Source organism: Proteus sp. fly-1089 (assembly GCF_040138965.1).
Classification (GTDB): domain Bacteria; phylum Pseudomonadota; class Gammaproteobacteria; order Enterobacterales; family Enterobacteriaceae; genus Proteus; species Proteus vulgaris_B.
Genome location: NZ_JBEETS010000008.1, coordinates 12,703 through 28,229, shown reverse-complemented (window position 1 = coordinate 28,229; position 15,527 = coordinate 12,703). Strand labels below are relative to the sequence as shown.

Annotated in this window: 16 protein-coding genes; 5 read left to right on the top strand and 11 right to left on the bottom strand. The window is 39.6% G+C overall.

From position 1 onward, the window contains the following. The first annotated feature begins 824 nt into the window (after nucleotides 1-824). The 3 genes from ybiA (at nucleotide 825) to ABN080_RS15595 (ending at nucleotide 3,117) form a co-directional block, all read left to right on the top strand. Nucleotides 825-1,376 carry a riboflavin biosynthesis intermediates N-glycosidase gene (ybiA, locus tag ABN080_RS15605; RefSeq protein WP_349441469.1) on the top strand — a complete coding sequence of 184 codons (552 nt, stop codon included), beginning with the start codon at nucleotides 825-827 and terminating at the stop codon, nucleotides 1,374-1,376. Between the two features lie 157 nt (nucleotides 1,377-1,533). Beyond that, nucleotides 1,534-2,445 (top strand): N-acetylglucosamine kinase, encoded by a 912-nt coding sequence (gene nagK / locus ABN080_RS15600; RefSeq protein WP_349441468.1) that lies wholly within the window; start codon nucleotides 1,534-1,536, stop codon nucleotides 2,443-2,445. Between the two features lie 87 nt (nucleotides 2,446-2,532). Next, nucleotides 2,533-3,117, top strand: coding sequence for a rhomboid family intramembrane serine protease (locus tag ABN080_RS15595; RefSeq protein WP_349441467.1), 585 nt, complete (start codon nucleotides 2,533-2,535; stop codon nucleotides 3,115-3,117). Nucleotides 3,118-3,136: 19 nt separating this feature from the next. Here ABN080_RS15595 and satP read toward each other — a convergent pair whose 3' ends face one another. Further along, nucleotides 3,137-3,700 (bottom strand): acetate uptake transporter, encoded by a 564-nt coding sequence (gene satP / locus ABN080_RS15590; protein ID WP_349441466.1) that lies wholly within the window; start codon nucleotides 3,698-3,700, stop codon nucleotides 3,137-3,139. Between the two features lie 345 nt (nucleotides 3,701-4,045). Between satP and ABN080_RS15585 the strand changes: the two genes are divergently transcribed. Together ABN080_RS15585 and ABN080_RS15580 are read left to right on the top strand one after the other, a co-directional pair. Then, nucleotides 4,046-4,453 (top strand): YgiW/YdeI family stress tolerance OB fold protein, encoded by a 408-nt coding sequence (locus tag ABN080_RS15585; protein ID WP_241254101.1) that lies wholly within the window; start codon nucleotides 4,046-4,048, stop codon nucleotides 4,451-4,453. A 493-nt stretch (nucleotides 4,454-4,946) separates the two neighbouring features. Continuing rightward, the gene (locus tag ABN080_RS15580; protein ID WP_072070514.1) at nucleotides 4,947-5,396 is read left to right on the top strand and encodes a DUF411 domain-containing protein; all 450 of its coding nucleotides are present in this window, start codon (nucleotides 4,947-4,949) and stop codon (nucleotides 5,394-5,396) included. 87 nt (nucleotides 5,397-5,483) lie between these two features. Here the strand turns inward: ABN080_RS15580 and glmS are convergent, their stop codons facing one another. The 10 genes from glmS to atpB all read right to left on the bottom strand — a co-directional run bounded on the left by glmS (nucleotide 5,484) and on the right by atpB (nucleotide 15,516). After that, nucleotides 5,484-7,310 carry a glutamine--fructose-6-phosphate transaminase (isomerizing) gene (gene glmS / locus ABN080_RS15575; protein WP_164526885.1) on the bottom strand — a complete coding sequence of 609 codons (1,827 nt, stop codon included), beginning with the start codon at nucleotides 7,308-7,310 and terminating at the stop codon, nucleotides 5,484-5,486. A gap of 159 nt (nucleotides 7,311-7,469) precedes the next feature. After that, nucleotides 7,470-8,843, bottom strand: a complete 1,374-nt coding sequence (gene glmU, locus ABN080_RS15570) for a bifunctional UDP-N-acetylglucosamine diphosphorylase/glucosamine-1-phosphate N-acetyltransferase GlmU (RefSeq protein WP_349441465.1) — start codon at nucleotides 8,841-8,843, stop codon at nucleotides 7,470-7,472. A 152-nt stretch (nucleotides 8,844-8,995) separates the two neighbouring features. Next, nucleotides 8,996-9,412, bottom strand: coding sequence for a F0F1 ATP synthase subunit epsilon (locus tag ABN080_RS15565; RefSeq protein ID WP_006534340.1), 417 nt, complete (start codon nucleotides 9,410-9,412; stop codon nucleotides 8,996-8,998). A gap of 21 nt (nucleotides 9,413-9,433) precedes the next feature. Next, complete coding sequence (gene atpD, locus ABN080_RS15560; RefSeq protein WP_023583323.1) at nucleotides 9,434-10,816, bottom strand: F0F1 ATP synthase subunit beta; 1,383 nt, start codon at nucleotides 10,814-10,816, stop codon at nucleotides 9,434-9,436. 34 nt (nucleotides 10,817-10,850) lie between these two features. After that, complete coding sequence (gene atpG, locus ABN080_RS15555; RefSeq protein ID WP_036933511.1) at nucleotides 10,851-11,714, bottom strand: F0F1 ATP synthase subunit gamma; 864 nt, start codon at nucleotides 11,712-11,714, stop codon at nucleotides 10,851-10,853. Between the two features lie 58 nt (nucleotides 11,715-11,772). After that, nucleotides 11,773-13,314, bottom strand: a complete 1,542-nt coding sequence (gene atpA, locus ABN080_RS15550; RefSeq protein ID WP_109410108.1) for a F0F1 ATP synthase subunit alpha — start codon at nucleotides 13,312-13,314, stop codon at nucleotides 11,773-11,775. 14 nt (nucleotides 13,315-13,328) lie between these two features. Then, a complete protein-coding gene (gene atpH / locus ABN080_RS15545; protein WP_072071086.1) occupies nucleotides 13,329-13,862 on the bottom strand; it encodes a F0F1 ATP synthase subunit delta in 534 nt (177 codons plus the stop codon). Between the two features lie 12 nt (nucleotides 13,863-13,874). Further along, nucleotides 13,875-14,345: a F0F1 ATP synthase subunit B gene (gene atpF / locus ABN080_RS15540; protein WP_072071087.1), complete on the bottom strand. Its 471-nt coding sequence runs from the start codon at nucleotides 14,343-14,345 to the stop codon at nucleotides 13,875-13,877. Between the two features lie 61 nt (nucleotides 14,346-14,406). After that, nucleotides 14,407-14,646, bottom strand: coding sequence for a F0F1 ATP synthase subunit C (gene atpE / locus ABN080_RS15535; protein ID WP_004246596.1), 240 nt, complete (start codon nucleotides 14,644-14,646; stop codon nucleotides 14,407-14,409). 45 nt (nucleotides 14,647-14,691) lie between these two features. Next, nucleotides 14,692-15,516: a F0F1 ATP synthase subunit A gene (atpB, locus tag ABN080_RS15530; RefSeq protein ID WP_023583322.1), complete on the bottom strand. Its 825-nt coding sequence runs from the start codon at nucleotides 15,514-15,516 to the stop codon at nucleotides 14,692-14,694. Between the last annotated feature and the right edge of the window lie 11 nt (nucleotides 15,517-15,527).

Genomic DNA, 15,527 nt, shown 5'->3' with positions numbered 1-15,527 from the left:
AAAATCTTCATATTTTAATTAAATTTATTCTCTAAAAAAGAGCAGAAAAAATGTTAAATATTATTAATACATATTGATCATTATCAAAAATGATTTCTTTTTTACACTCAAAAGGTGAATTTATTGCTTTTTATCATATTAAGATGGGCTATTTTTATTGAAAAAAAATTAAATACATCAGAGTTGATTAAGTTTTAGAAAAAACACCCTAGTAAAATAGACAAAAATAGATTATCTAACTATGAGTATTATCACTATTTACTTATAGTAAATACTACTAAGAATAACCTGTATTTCAGGATAATTAACTTGAGTTATATTTTATACCTAAAACAATATTGTTAATTTAGCTTAACAAACCAACAAGCGTGATTTAGTTCAAATTATAAATGTAACAATGAAAAAACACGTCACAATAAACCCAACCAATTGAATTTTATATTAAATAAGTAAATTAATAGTTATATATACCGATAATTAGTATAAATACTAATAATTATATTTTTTTATATTAAAAATACTTAATCAACTACATCTTTATACTAATAAGATGATGTCGTTTTGAGACAATCTTTTTATGTAATCATATAAAATAATATACTTTTTAGATGTTTTCTTTTAAGAACAATCCTACGGGTTTGAGTTCTATTTTTTTTATCATTTGATAGAAACCAATCAAAATAAGACATTTAATTATATCAATATGATCAAATAGCGGAATCGCTTCACCTACTCACAGAATCACAAAAAGGCACTCTATCCTTCTTTACTTCTATGCTATCTTTATTAAATAAACAAAAAGCCTTCGTGATAATGGAAAGAAAATGGATTTAGAACAATTAAAGAAAGATTTCCGTACAGGTAAGAAAATAAAATTTGTTTACTTTTGGGGACACAGAAGTAAAACAAATGAAGTAACAAAAAGTTGCTTTAGCCAATGGTATCCAGCACCTTTTATCTTAGATGATGTTCGTTATATCAGTGCTGAACACTATATGATGGCTGAGAAAGCAAAGCTTTTTAATGATATAGAAATACGAGAGCGTATTATTGCAACATCAAATCCAGGTACAGCTAAAGCACTTGGTCGAGAAGTAAAAGGATTTAGCCAAGAAATTTGGGAACAACAACGCATGGATATCGTTATTCGAGCCAATATCGCCAAATTTTCTCAAAATAAAGCATTGGGTACTTTTTTAATTTCCACAGGCAATCGTGTGCTTGTGGAAGCAAGCCCCGTTGATAAGATATGGGGAGTAGGTTTAAGTGAACAAGACAAAGAGATCAGTAATCCCCTTTTATGGAATGGATTAAATTTATTAGGGTTTGCTCTAATGAAAGTACGTAGTGTTTTAATGGAAGGCAGTCATCAATAGGTAAAAAAAACTCAACTGTCACCAATCACTGTTATTTTTTACCTAGTGTATATAAACAGTAGAGATAACTTAAATATTGACTGAAATAGAAATGGCACGGTAGCAACAATCTTGTTGTTACTATAAATAATATTTACAGAATAATTAAGAGACTGATATGTATTATGGTTTTGATATGGGCGGCACAAAAATTGAGCTTGCCGTTTTTGATAAAGATCTGACTCAAGTATGGCAAAAACGTGTTCCTACACCTAAAAATGACTATCAGGCATTATTGAATGTTTTTAAGGAACTAACTTTAGAAGCTGACAACGAATTAGGATGCAAAGGAAAAATCGGCGTAGGTGTGCCAGGCATTGTAAATGCAAAAGAAGGAACAGTGTTTACCACCAATGTTCCAGCTGCCAAATACAAACCTATGGTTCATGATCTTGCACATATACTCAATAGGCCCGTTAAAGTTGAAAATGATGCCAACTGTTTTGCCTTATCCGAAGCGTGGGATCCTGAATTTCGTCATCATCCTTCCGTACTTGGCCTTATTTTAGGTACAGGAGTCGGTGGTGGTTTTGTTGTTGATGGTAAAGTGCTTTCTGGAAAAAATGGCATTGCTGGTGAAATTGGCCATATGAATTTAAATGTTGATGCAGATAATGTCATAGGCGATACGATGCCAAAAATTATCTGTGGTTGTGGTAAAAAAGCGTGTTTTGAAACTTATTTATCAGGCCGAGGCTTTGAACGTATGTATAAAGCTTTCAATCATGCACCACAAAGAGCTGTTGATATCGTTGAGCAATATTATGCTGGGGATAAGAAAACAGAAGAACACGTTGATCGTTATATGAAAGTACTTGCGATTTACCTTAGTAATATTCTGACTGTACTTGATCCACATTTGATTGTTATTGGTGGTGGATTATCACAATTTAATGCACTGTATGACCAATTTCCTGAATATCTTTCACACTGTGTCTATGGAAATGCGCAAATTCCAGCAATAGAAAAAGCGCGTCACGGTGATGCAGGTGGCGCCCGTGGAGCTGCTTGCCTTAATTTATTAGACTGATAAACAAAAAAGAGCCTTTCTTCTTTTATTAAAGGCTCTTCTATCAAAACGATTTTATCTACGTCACTCTGTATTAAGGCTATGGTTATGGATAAGATTTGGTTTAAAAAAAGATTAACCTTTCTTGGTGGATTAACTATCACATTAATCCTACTTCAATTAATTGGCTCTCTATTGCCGATTTCACTTCTTCAATGGGGAATTATTCCAAGAACAGGAGAAGGATTAATTGGTATATTTATCGCCCCTTTTGTACATGGCTCTTGGTCTCACCTTTTTAGTAATCTACTTCCTCTTCTTATTCTTAGTTTTTTATCCATGACACAATCTTTACGAGAATATGTTTTATCAAGCTTATTTATTATTATCGTAAGTGGTTTGTTGGTTTGGATTTTTGGGCGAAGTGCTATTCATGTGGGCGCAAGTGGCTGGATCTTTGGATTATGGTCTTTATTGATTGCTCACGCTTTTACTCGACGTAAAATTATCGATATTGTCATTGCCCTTTTTATTTTATTTTATTATGGATCAATGGCCTATGGTTTAATTCCGGGTCAATTAGGTGTATCGACTGAATCACATATTGCAGGTGTAGTTGCAGGATTATTTTATGCATGGTGTGCAAGAAAATTAGTACGACGAAAAAGCCAAGTAATAGAAGTGGCTAAATAGCCACTTCTTTATAAAGCGGTTACTTGTGACCAATTGGCAATATTGTTCTGCCATACATCTCATTTAATACTTCAGCCATTGCTAGGTAAAAAGCACTGGCGCCACAAATAATACCTTCAAAGCCGGCAATTTTTAAAATTAATGCATTACCAGTGATATTTCCTATTGCCAGTAGAGCAAATAAAATTGTCAGGCTTAAAAAAACAAACTGTAATGCTCTATTGGCTTTTAATGTGCCAATAAACATGAAAAAGGTAAATATTCCCCATAATGCTAAAAAGACACCTAAAAAGACAGGGGTTGTGGATTCGCTCAAGCCCATTACGGGTAATAACCAAATTCCCACTAATGTTATCCAAAAGAAACCATAAGAGGTAAATGCGGTTGCGCCAAAAGTATTACCTTTTTTGAACTCAAAAATACCAGCAATAACTTGTGCGATCCCACCATAAAAAATTCCCATACTCATAATGACAGAGACAACAGGGAAAAAACCGGCATTATGTATGTTCAACAAAATCGTTGTCATACCAAAACCCATTAAACCTAATGGACCCGGATTGGCAATGCGTTCGTTAGTCATAAAACCTAAAACCTCTAAAAATAATAGGGGAAAATTAAAAAAAATTTGAAGGCGCTGGATAATAAGAGGTAATACGTCTAAAAACAATGATCCCGAAGGGTATATTTTTGAATAATCGCCAGCACTGAGACTAAGGGTAAATAACCAGTTGATTTAACTTAGAGAAAAGAAGTATTTAGTGATAGATGCTTATATCAATAAAAAACACAAAGAGAAATAAAGACCTATAATTTAAAGGTAATATCAATCAGTTGATATATTAATACTGATATTTACCTTAATATGCGGTTTTATACATGAAAATGAAATAAAATCTCACACAATAATTAGTTGTATTATTAATCTATAAGAGAGCTTGTTATGAAAAAAATTCTAGTTTTATTAATTGGTAGTACGTTAGCGTTTGCATCTCAAGCAAATACAACACACCAAGGTGGTTTTCAAGGTTCTATTCAAGCACCAACTCAACAAGGTGGATTTAAAGGCCCTTCTATTAGTGAAACCACGGTTGCTAAAGCAAAAGATCTTTCTGATGACACGTGGGTTATCTTAACGGGTAAAATCACAAAAAAAATTGGTGATGAGCTATATGTTTTTGAAGATAGCACCGGCGGTATCAATGTAGATATTGATAATAAAAGATGGCGCGGACAAACAGTCACCCCAGATAATACCGTCAGAATTGAAGGTAAAGTAGATAAAGAGTGGACAAGTACTGAGATCGATGTAAAACAAATTACAATTATTAAATAATTAATATCAAATAATTTGTATCTAAAGCCAGCCTATATATCTTATTAAAAAAGCCAATTATTTGAATAAATTGGCTTTTTTTGTTTTTATTTTTCATCTTTCAAATTTAATCAATAAAATTGTATACCTTATACAAATTTATCCGCTTTAACCTCAAGCTAAGTTTAGGTTTATGCTTACTACCAGTTAAAGCACAATCACTCTTCGCAAGAGGTGATTTAACTAATGAAATACCCTCATAATCGTTTACATCCTAACTCTATGTTTACCCTGTTTTCTCCATTTTTAGCCTGCTATGCAGGCTTTTTTCTTTTTATATCAACTAATATACCTAAAAATATTAAGAAAAGAATAAACGTAGTGTTATTTATATCTTTGTTTTATATAAATATTCTTTTACAAAACTCTACGTGTTTATACCTTTATTAAATTGACCTTCCTGTAGGGGGAAAGATTATTGTCTCATCTATCAATTTAATGAAAGGAATGAACAATGAAAAAGTTATTACTGCCTTCTATTATTGCAATCTCTGCTTTTACAAGTACAGCTTATGCTTCTAATCATAATGTTGTGGAAGTTTATAAAACAGAGAGTTGTGGATGCTGTACTTTATGGGCTGATGGTGTGAAAGAGGCCGGCTTTAATGTCAAAGTGAATATTGTTTCAGAAACTCAATTAATGGAAAAATATCAACAAGCAGGCGTGCCAAATAATTTATTAAGTTGCCACTTAGCAACTTACCAAGGTAAGGACTTAATTGGACATATTCCTGTCGATAGTTTAAAAAATATCGACTTAGTAGATAAATCTAAATCTGGTATTGCGGTTGCAGGTATGCCAGCAGGAAGTTTAGGTATGTATGCAGGTGATTACAAAGAACCTTACCAAGTTATCGCCTTTGATAAGTCAGGTACACAATCTTTGTTTAAGTCTTACAACTAACTGTAATGTTGTTTTATAAGAACAAAAAACCCAATTAGACTGTTATGCCTAACTGGGTTTTAAACGATAACGTAATTAACGTATGACTTATTCAACCGTTACTGATTTTGCCAAGTTACGAGGTTGGTCTACGTCGGTGCCTTTAATTAAAGCAACATGATAAGACAATAACTGCAATGGTACGGTATAGAAAATTGGCGCAATAAGCTCTTCAACGTGAGGCAGAGAAATTAACTTCATTGTTTCATTTTCTTCAAAGCCTGCATCTTGATCAGCAAATACATACAGTAAACCACCACGTGCTCGTACTTCTTCGATATTAGATTTCAATTTTTCTAATAATTCATTATTTGGCGCAATAATGATAACGGGCATATCCGCATCAATTAATGCTAATGGGCCGTGTTTTAATTCACCAGCAGCATATGCCTCAGCATGAATATAAGAGATCTCTTTTAGCTTTAATGCACCTTCTACCGCAATCGGGTATTGGTCGCCACGACCTAAGAATAAAGCATGGCTTTTTTCCGAAAAATCTTCAGCTAAGGCTTCAATTACTTTATCTTTCGACAACATGCTTTCAATACGGCTTGGTAATGCATGTAATGCAGTTGAAACGTCGTGCTCTAATGTTGCAACACCTTTAATACGTCCCATATATGCCACCAGCATTAATAGAACTGTTAACTGTGTTGTGAACGCTTTAGTTGATGCAACACCAATTTCAGCACCCGCTTTAGTCATTAAAACAAATTCAGATTCACGCACTAAAGAAGAGCCAGCAACGTTACAAATCGCCAGCGATGATAAATATCCTAACTCTTTAGATAAACGTAGCGCAGCTAACGTATCAGCGGTTTCACCCGATTGGGATAAAGTGATCAATAAGCTATTACGGCGAGTTGCCGGTTTACGATAGCGATATTCTGATGCTATTTCGACATCACAAGGAATACCTGCTAGAGACTCAAACCAGTAGCGAGAAACCATACCCGCATTATAAGACGTTCCACAAGCTACAATTTGAATGTGTTCAACTTTAGATAAGATCTCTTCAGCTTTAGGGCCTAGCTCACTCAGATCAATCGAATCTGATTTTAAACGGCCTTCAAGGGTGTTTTTAATCGCTAGAGGCTGTTCGTAGATCTCTTTTTGCATATAGTGGCGATAAACACCTTTATCACCTGCATCATATTGAACGTTAGATTCAATCGTATCACGATTAACTTCTTCGCCATTCACATCAAAAATATGGACATGACGACGTGTGATTTCAACAATATCGCCTTCTTCAAGGTAGATAAAGCGACGAGTCACTGGCAATAATGCTAATTGGTCAGAAGCAAGGAAGTTTTCGCCCACACCAAGACCTACCACCAGCGGGCTACCAGAACGTGCAGCGACTAATAATTCTGGTGTGCGACTATCCATAATTACAGTGCCATAAGCGCCACGTAATTGAGGAATAACACGCTGTACGACTTCACGTAATGTGCCACCTTGGCGCTGTTCCCAGTTTACCAAGTGAGCAATAACTTCGGTATCTGTTTGAGAGGCAAACTGATACCCTTTTTTAATTAATTCTGCTTTCAGTTCTTGGTAGTTTTCGATAATACCATTGTGTACCACAGCAATAGTGCCAGATACATGGGGATGGGCGTTATCTTCACAAGGTTCACCATGTGTTGCCCAACGAGTATGAGCAATACCTGTGCCACCAATTACTTGTGTTTTTTCCGCTTCATCAGCCAACATTTGTACTTTGCCAGCCTCACGCAAACGTGTCATTTTGCAGTCATTATCAACAACAGCTAACCCCGCAGAGTCATATCCACGGTATTCTAAACGACGCAAGCCTTCAATTAAGATTTCAGCGATATCGCGTTGTGCAACTGCACCTACTATTCCACACATTGTGTTATTCCTAAAACTGTGCGTTTATTCGCACTTGGATGTCTTATACCTGATTGGTTTGTTCCCCAAGCCATTGTAGAAAGCGGGGATATTTTTTGTTTTTAGAATAATAGCGTACAAGAAAAGGGCGCTAATAAAATATACGCCCTTCTCTTAAAATTATTGTTTTTTCTTCACTGGACGTTTCCATCCACTGATATGAGTTTGCTTAACTCGACTGATCACTAATTCGTTTTCATTCACGTTTTTAGTGAGTGTTGTTCCTGCACCAATGGTAGCACCATTAGCAACAGTAACTGGCGCCACTAATTGGGTATCTGAACCAATAAATACATCATCACCAATAATAGTTTTGAATTTATTCGCGCCATCGTAGTTACAAGTGATAGTACCTGCACCGATATTAACGTTAGCCCCCACTTCTGTATCGCCTAAGTAAGTCAGATGACCTGCTTTAGATCCAACTCCTAAGCTGGCTTTTTTCATCTCAACAAAATTACCAACATGAGCTTTATCTGCTAATTCACTGCCTGGACGAAGACGTGCAAATGGCCCAACCGTACACTCTTGTGCTAAGTTTGCATCCTCGATCACCGTATATGGACTAATAATAGAATTATCACCAATTACACAGTTTTTTAGAACACAACCTGTACCAATTTCAACGTTATTTCCCAACGTCACATTGCCTTCAATGATAACGTTGGTATCAATCACCACATCTTTACCATGAGTTAATGTTCCACGTAAATCAAAGCGCGCAGGATCAAGCAACATAACGCCTTCTAATAATAAACGCTCAGCTTGTTCTGTTTGGTAAATACGCTCTAATGTCGCTAGTTGTAAGCGATTATTCACCCCTTCCATTTCACTATGGCGACGAGGATGAGCCGTTTCAATTTTACGACCTTCTTTATGTGCTAACGCGATAATGTCAGTAATGTAATACTCTTTTTGTGCATTGTTATTATCGAGCTTACCTAACCAACGTTTTAAATCACCACCATTAGCTACTAAAATACCCGTGTTGATTTCATTAATTTTGAGTTGCTCTTCAGACGCGTCTTTTTGTTCGATAATGCCAGTAACTTCGCCATTTTCACGAACAATACGACCATAACCGGTTGGGTTATCTAAAATAACCGTTAATAAACCAATACCGCCTTCTGGTTTGACTTCAATTAAACGTTCTAACGTTTCTTTGGTTATAAGAGGAACATCACCATAAAGCATCAGGATGTCTTCATCATCAGCAAAGAAAGGCGCGGCTTGTTGCATTGCATGACCGGTTCCTAGTTGCTCTGCTTGTAGTACCCAATTAACAGGTTGTGAACCTAATTTTTCTTTCATGAGTTCACCACCATGCCCATAGACAAGGTGTGTTTGTTGAGCACCTAATGATTTTGCAGTATCAATCACATGTTGAACCATGGATTTACCCGCTAGTTTATGAAGAACTTTAGGTAACTGTGAATACATGCGGGTGCCTTTTCCCGCAGCAAGAATAACAACGCTTTTAGCTGAATTAGACATAATTAACCCGATAACTCCCGTAAAGAATGGCAAGTAAACCTGTTTATGCCAAATAATACTACATATTTCGTCACACAAAATATTTCATGACGCAAAAAAGCCAGTTAGCTAAGAACCAACTGGCTTTTTTATTCATAGACTGCCTATTTACATCAACGTCGAGTCAATTCGATTACACGTAATTTCGCAATCGCTTTGGCTAATTCTGCTGATGCTTGAGCATAATCAACGTCACCATGAGAGGATTGAATGTGTTCTTCAGCTTTACGCTTAGATTCCAACGCTTTCGCTTCATCCAAATCACGACCACGGATAGCTGTATCTGCCAGTACAATGACGCCAGTCGGCTGAACTTCGAGAATACCACCTGAAAGGTAGATAACCTCTTCTTCGCCCGATGTTTTTACGACACGTACCATGCCCGGTTTTATGGCAGTTAATAACGGGGTATGCTGCGGATAAATCCCGAGCTCACCTTCGCTACCAGTTACCTGAATTCGTTTGACTTCGCCGTCATATAACTGCTTTTCAGCGCTGACAACTTTCAGGTGGAACGATGTATCGGCCATATCAACCTCCCGTCAGCCGTATTAAAGCTTCTTAGCTTTTTCTACTGCTTCTTCGATAGTACCAACCATGTAGAACGCCTGCTCTGGCAGGTGGTCATAATCACCGTTCAGAATGCCTTTAAAGCCACGGATAGTGTCTTTCAGGGAAACGAACTTACCTGGTGATCCGGTAAATACTTCAGCAACGAAGAATGGCTGAGACAGGAAGCGCTGGATCTTACGCGCACGCGCAACAACCAGTTTATCTTCTTCTGACAGTTCATCCATACCTAAGATAGCAATGATGTCTTTCAGTTCCTGATAACGTTGCAGGATAGACTGAACACCACGAGCGACATCATAGTGCTCTTGGCCAACTACCAGTGGGTCTAACTGACGACTGGTAGAGTCCAGTGGGTCAACCGCAGGGTAGATACCTAGTGAAGCAATTTGACGGCTCAGTACCACTGTCGCATCTAAGTGAGCAAACGTTGTTGCTGGTGATGGGTCAGTTAAGTCATCCGCAGGTACGTATACAGCCTGTACAGAGGTGATTGAACCTGTTTTGGTTGAAGTGATACGTTCTTGCAGAACACCCATCTCTTCAGCCAATGTTGGCTGGTAACCTACCGCTGATGGCATACGACCTAACAGTGCAGATACTTCTGTACCGGCCAAGGTGTAACGATAGATGTTATCGACGAATAACAGTACGTCACGGCCTTCATCACGGAATTTTTCAGCCATAGTCAGACCAGTCAGTGCTACACGCAGACGGTTTCCAGGTGGCTCATTCATCTGACCATACACTAACGATACTTTGTCAAGAACGTTAGAATCTGTCATTTCATGATAGAAGTCGTTACCCTCACGAGTACGCTCACCAACACCAGCAAATACAGAGTAACCTGAGTGCTCGATCGCGATATTACGGATCAATTCCATCATGTTAACTGTTTTACCAACACCCGCACCACCGAACAGACCTACTTTACCACCTTTAGCAAATGGACAGATTAAGTCCATTACTTTGATACCGGTTTCAAGCAGTTCTTGTGAGTTTGATAACTCTTCGTAGGTAGGTGCTTCACGGTGGATAGACCAACGTTCTTCTGTTGCAATATCACCTTTCATATCAATAGGTGTACCCAGAACGTTCATGATACGTCCTAGTGTTGCTTTACCTACTGGTACTTCAATTGGGTGGCCTAAGTTTTCAACTTTTAAGCCACGGCTTAAACCGTCTGATGTACCCATTGCGATACAACGAACGATACCACCGCCTAACTGTTGCTGAACTTCCAGCACCAGTTTTTCTTTACCATTCATAACCTCAAGAGCGTCGTATACTTTAGGGACGCTATCCTGAGGGAATTCGGCGTCCACTACGGCGCCGATTACCTGGACAATCTTTCCAGTAGCCATCTTGAATCCTCTACGTAATTCGTAAACCTAGCTGTTATACCGCGGCTGCACCAGACACAATTTCTGTAAGTTCCTGAGTAATGCTTGCTTGACGTGCTTTGTTGTACACCAATTGCAGCTCTTTAATCAGGTTACCACCGTTATCTGTAGCGGCTTTCATCGCGACCATTCGGGCGGCCTGCTCACTCGCTAAGTTCTCTACGACGCTCTGGTAAACCTGCGATTCGATATAACGACGCAGTAAAGTATCCAGTAACGCCTTAGGATCAGGTTCGTACAGATAATCCCAAGATTTTTCTTTCAGCTCTTCATCATCACCTGGTGGTAATGGTAAAACCTGAAGAATTTTAGGCTCTTGAGCCATGGTATTGATGAACTTATTTGCCACCACATACAGTTTATCTAAACGACCTTCGTCATAAGCCTGCAACATGATATTCACTGGACCGATAAGGTCTGACAGTTTTGGATCATCGCCCATGCCGGTTACTTGACCAACAACATTTCCGCCCACAGAGCCGAAGAATGAAGCGGCTTTAGAACCCACTAGAGCTAAATCTACCTGTACACCTTTTTCAGACCACTCTTTCATGTCTGCCAGCAGTTTTTTGAACAAGTTAATGTTCAAACCACCACACAAACCACGGTCGGTCGAAACAACCAGGTACCCGACACGTTTAACTTCACGCTCTTCGAGGTATGGATGTTTGTATTCCAGATTCCCTAACGCAAGGTGACCAATCACACTGCGCATGGTTTCTGCATAAGGACGGCTGGCTGCCATGCGTTCCTGCGTTTTACGCATTTTCGACGCGGCGACCATCTCCATCGCTTTAGTGATCTTCTGTGTGTTTTGCACACTGGCGATCTTCGAACGTATCTCTTTTGCGCCGGCCATTTCTGCTTCTCCTCATGAACCAGACGGCCTAATGTTTAACTATTAGGCCGAATAGTTATTACCAGGACTGAGTCGCTTTGAAGTTTTCTAGCACGCCTTTCAGCTTCGCTTCGATTTCTTCGTTATAAGTACCAGTCTGGTTGATTTCTTTCAATAAATCAGCATGTTCACGAGAGGCATAAGCTAATAAAGCCGCTTCAAATGGCACAACTTTTGAAATTTCAACATCTTCCAGATAACCACGTTCTGCAGCATACAGTGCTAAAGACTGTTGTGCGACAGACATTGGTTCGTACTGTTTCTGTTTCAGCAATTCAGTCACTTTCTGACCGTGGTTCAATTGTTTACGGGTAGCATCATCCAGATCAGAAGCGAACTGTGAGAATGCTGCCAGCTCACGATACTGCGCAAGTGCAGTACGGATACCACCAGAAAGTTTCTTCATAATCTTAGTCTGAGCTGCACCACCTACACGAGATACGGAGATCCCTGGGTTAACAGCTGGACGGATACCTGCGTTAAACAGGTTAGATTCTAAGAAGATCTGACCATCGGTAATAGAGATTACGTTCGTAGGAACGAATGCAGAAACGTCCCCTGCTTGCGTTTCGATAATTGGTAACGCAGTCAGAGAGCCGGTTTTACCTTTAACTTCACCATTAGTGAATGCTTCTACGTACTCAGCATTAACGCGAGCAGCACGCTCAAGTAAACGGGAGTGCAGATAGAAAACGTCACCTGGATATGCTTCACGTCCTGGTGGACGACGAAGTAACAGTGAAATTTGACGGTATGCGACAGCCTGTTTAGACAGGTCATCATAAATAATCAGGGCATCTTCACCACGGTCACGGAAGTATTCACCCATTGCACAACCTGAATAAGGAGCTAGGTATTGCAGAGCTGCTGATTCTGATGCAGAAGCAACAACAACAATGGTGTTTTCTAACGCGCCATGTTCTTCTAATTTACGAACAACGTTCGAAATAGTAGAGGCTTTCTGACCGATAGCGACATAAATACATTTAATGCCAGAGTCACGTTGGTTGATGATCGCATCGACAGCCAGAGCAGTTTTACCTGTTTGACGGTCACCGATGATCAACTCACGCTGACCACGACCGATTGGGATCATGGCATCGACGGATTTGTAACCTGTTTGTACAGGCTGATCAACTGATTGACGGTCGATAACACCAGGAGCAATCATCTCAACAGGTGAGAATCCATCATGCTCTACAGCGCCTTTACCATCAATCGGCTCACCCAGTGTGTTTACCACACGGCCAAGCAGACCACGCCCTACAGGTACTTCCAGAATACGACCTGTACATTTAACTTTCATGCCTTCTGCTAAGTCAGCATAAGGACCCATCACAACCGCACCAACAGAGTCGCGCTCTAAGTTCAGTGCGATAGCGAAACGGTTACCCGGCAGTGCGATCATCTCACCCTGCATAACTTCGGCTAAACCGTGGATACGAATGATACCGTCACTGACGGAAACAATCGTACCTTCATTGTGAGCTTCACTCACTACATTGAACTGAGCAATGCGCTGCTTGATCAGTTCGCTGATTTCAGTGGAATTCAGTTGCATATGCTCCAGTCCCCTTAAGACTGCAAGACGTCAGTTAATCGCTCTAAACGGCCACGAATACTGCCATCGATGACGAGGTCACCGGCGCGTATAATCATGCCTGCGATAACAGACTTATCAATTTTGCAATTCAGCTTCACTTTGCGTGATAGACGATTTTCCATCGCTGCAGAAATGTTAGCTAGCTGCTGTTTAGTTAGCTCAATGGCAGAAGTTACTTCAACGTCAACCGTTGACTCTAGTACTGCGCGCAATTGAATAAATTGGCTCAATACTTCAGGCAACGTTGATAAACGGCCATTCTCAGCCATAACACGAATTAAATTCTGAGCATGTTCATCTAATTGATCGCCACAAAGGTCAGCGAAGATGTTAGCCAGTTTTTCTGATGCTAAAGAACCAGAAAGTAATTCGGTTACCTGCTCATTGCGTGCTACTTCAGCGGTGAACGCCAGCATAACCTGCCATTTATCGACAGCCTGGTTTTCCACAGCAAAGTCAAAAGCTGCTTTGGCGTAGGGGCGAGCTACAGTTGCTATTTCAGACATGCCCCTCCCTCCTTACAGTTCAGCGACCAGTTTATCAACGATGTCGCTATTAGCAGCTTCATCCACGGAACGTTCAATAATTTTCTCGGCACCTGCGATAGCCAGCATTGCGACTTGTTTACGGAGTTCTTCACGAGCACGTTTACGCTCTGCATCCAGTTCGGATTGAGCTTGTGCAACGATCTTACTACGTTCTTGCTCTGCTTCTGCTTTAGCTTCTTCAATCATTTGAGTGCGTTGTTTATTCGCTGATTCAATGATTGCTTGTGCTTCTGCTTTTGCTTTCGCTAGCTGATCGCCTGCATCGGCTTTCGCTAAATCTAAGTCCTTTTTAGCTCGTTCTGCAGATGATAAACCGTCAGCAATTTCTTTTTGACGTTTTTCAATGGCCGCCATGATTGGTGGCCATACGAATTTCATGCAGAACAAAACAAACAGGACAAATGCGACGGCCTGGCCGAGGATTGTTGCATTTAAATTCACAGCACAATACCTCTTTCTTGGTTATAAACTAACTTGATGCTTTTACTGCTCATTACCATCATTAGGCAACAGCAAACATCACGTAAAGGCCCAGACCCACAGCAATCATTGGGATGGCATCAACCAGACCCATAACGATAAAGAACTGTGTACGCAGAAGAGGGATCAGATCAGGCTGACGAGCAGCACCTTCTAAAAATTTGCCTCCGAGGATTCCGATACCGATTGCAGCACCGATTGCAGCTAAACCCATCATAATAGCGGCAGCCATGTACAGCAGATCCATACTCAGGTTTTCCATGACAGTCTCCAGTTTGTTTCAGTTATTTCTTCAAAGAGTTAATAATTAATGTTCTTCAGATGCCATCGACAGATAAACAATCGTTAGAACCATGAAAATAAAGGCTTGTAACGTAATAATCAGTATGTGGAATATCGCCCAAGGAAGGCTTAATAACCACTGTGACCACCACGGTAACAGACCAGCAATAAGAATAAAGATCAGTTCACCTGCATACATGTTACCAAACAGTCGAAGACCGAGTGAAACAGGTTTTGATAGCAGGCTTACCCCTTCCAAGATTAAGTTGATAGGAATAAAAATTGGGTGATTAAAAGGCTGTAAAGTCAGCTCTTTAGTAAACCCTTTTATACCTTTCATCTTAATGCTATAGAAAAGGATCAGGATAAATACACCAATTGCCATCGAAAGAGTAATACTCACGTCCGCAGTCGGAACGATGCGTAACGCTGGTAACCCTAAGATGTGTTCACCGATATAAGGGATGAAGTCGATTGGTAATAAATCCAGGGCATTCATTAACAGCACCCAAACGAACACAGTCAATGCCAAAGGTGCAATGACCTTGCTCTTTCCGTGATACATATCACGAACGCTGCTATCAACGAAACCGATGATCATTTCTACTGCAGTCTGGAATTTTCCCGGTACGCCACTGGTTGCTCTTACTGCTACTTTTCTAAACAGCCATAGGAATAATGCTCCCATTAATACTGAAAAGAAAAGTGAGTCAATATTTAACACCCAGAATGATGGCGCATTTTCAGCATGGGGATTGACCAACTCGAAAGTACGTAGGTCCAACTGAAGGTTATTCAGGTGGTGACCTATGTAGTCTCTAGTGGTTAATGCTTCTCCTGATGCAGACATGATGCCAATTA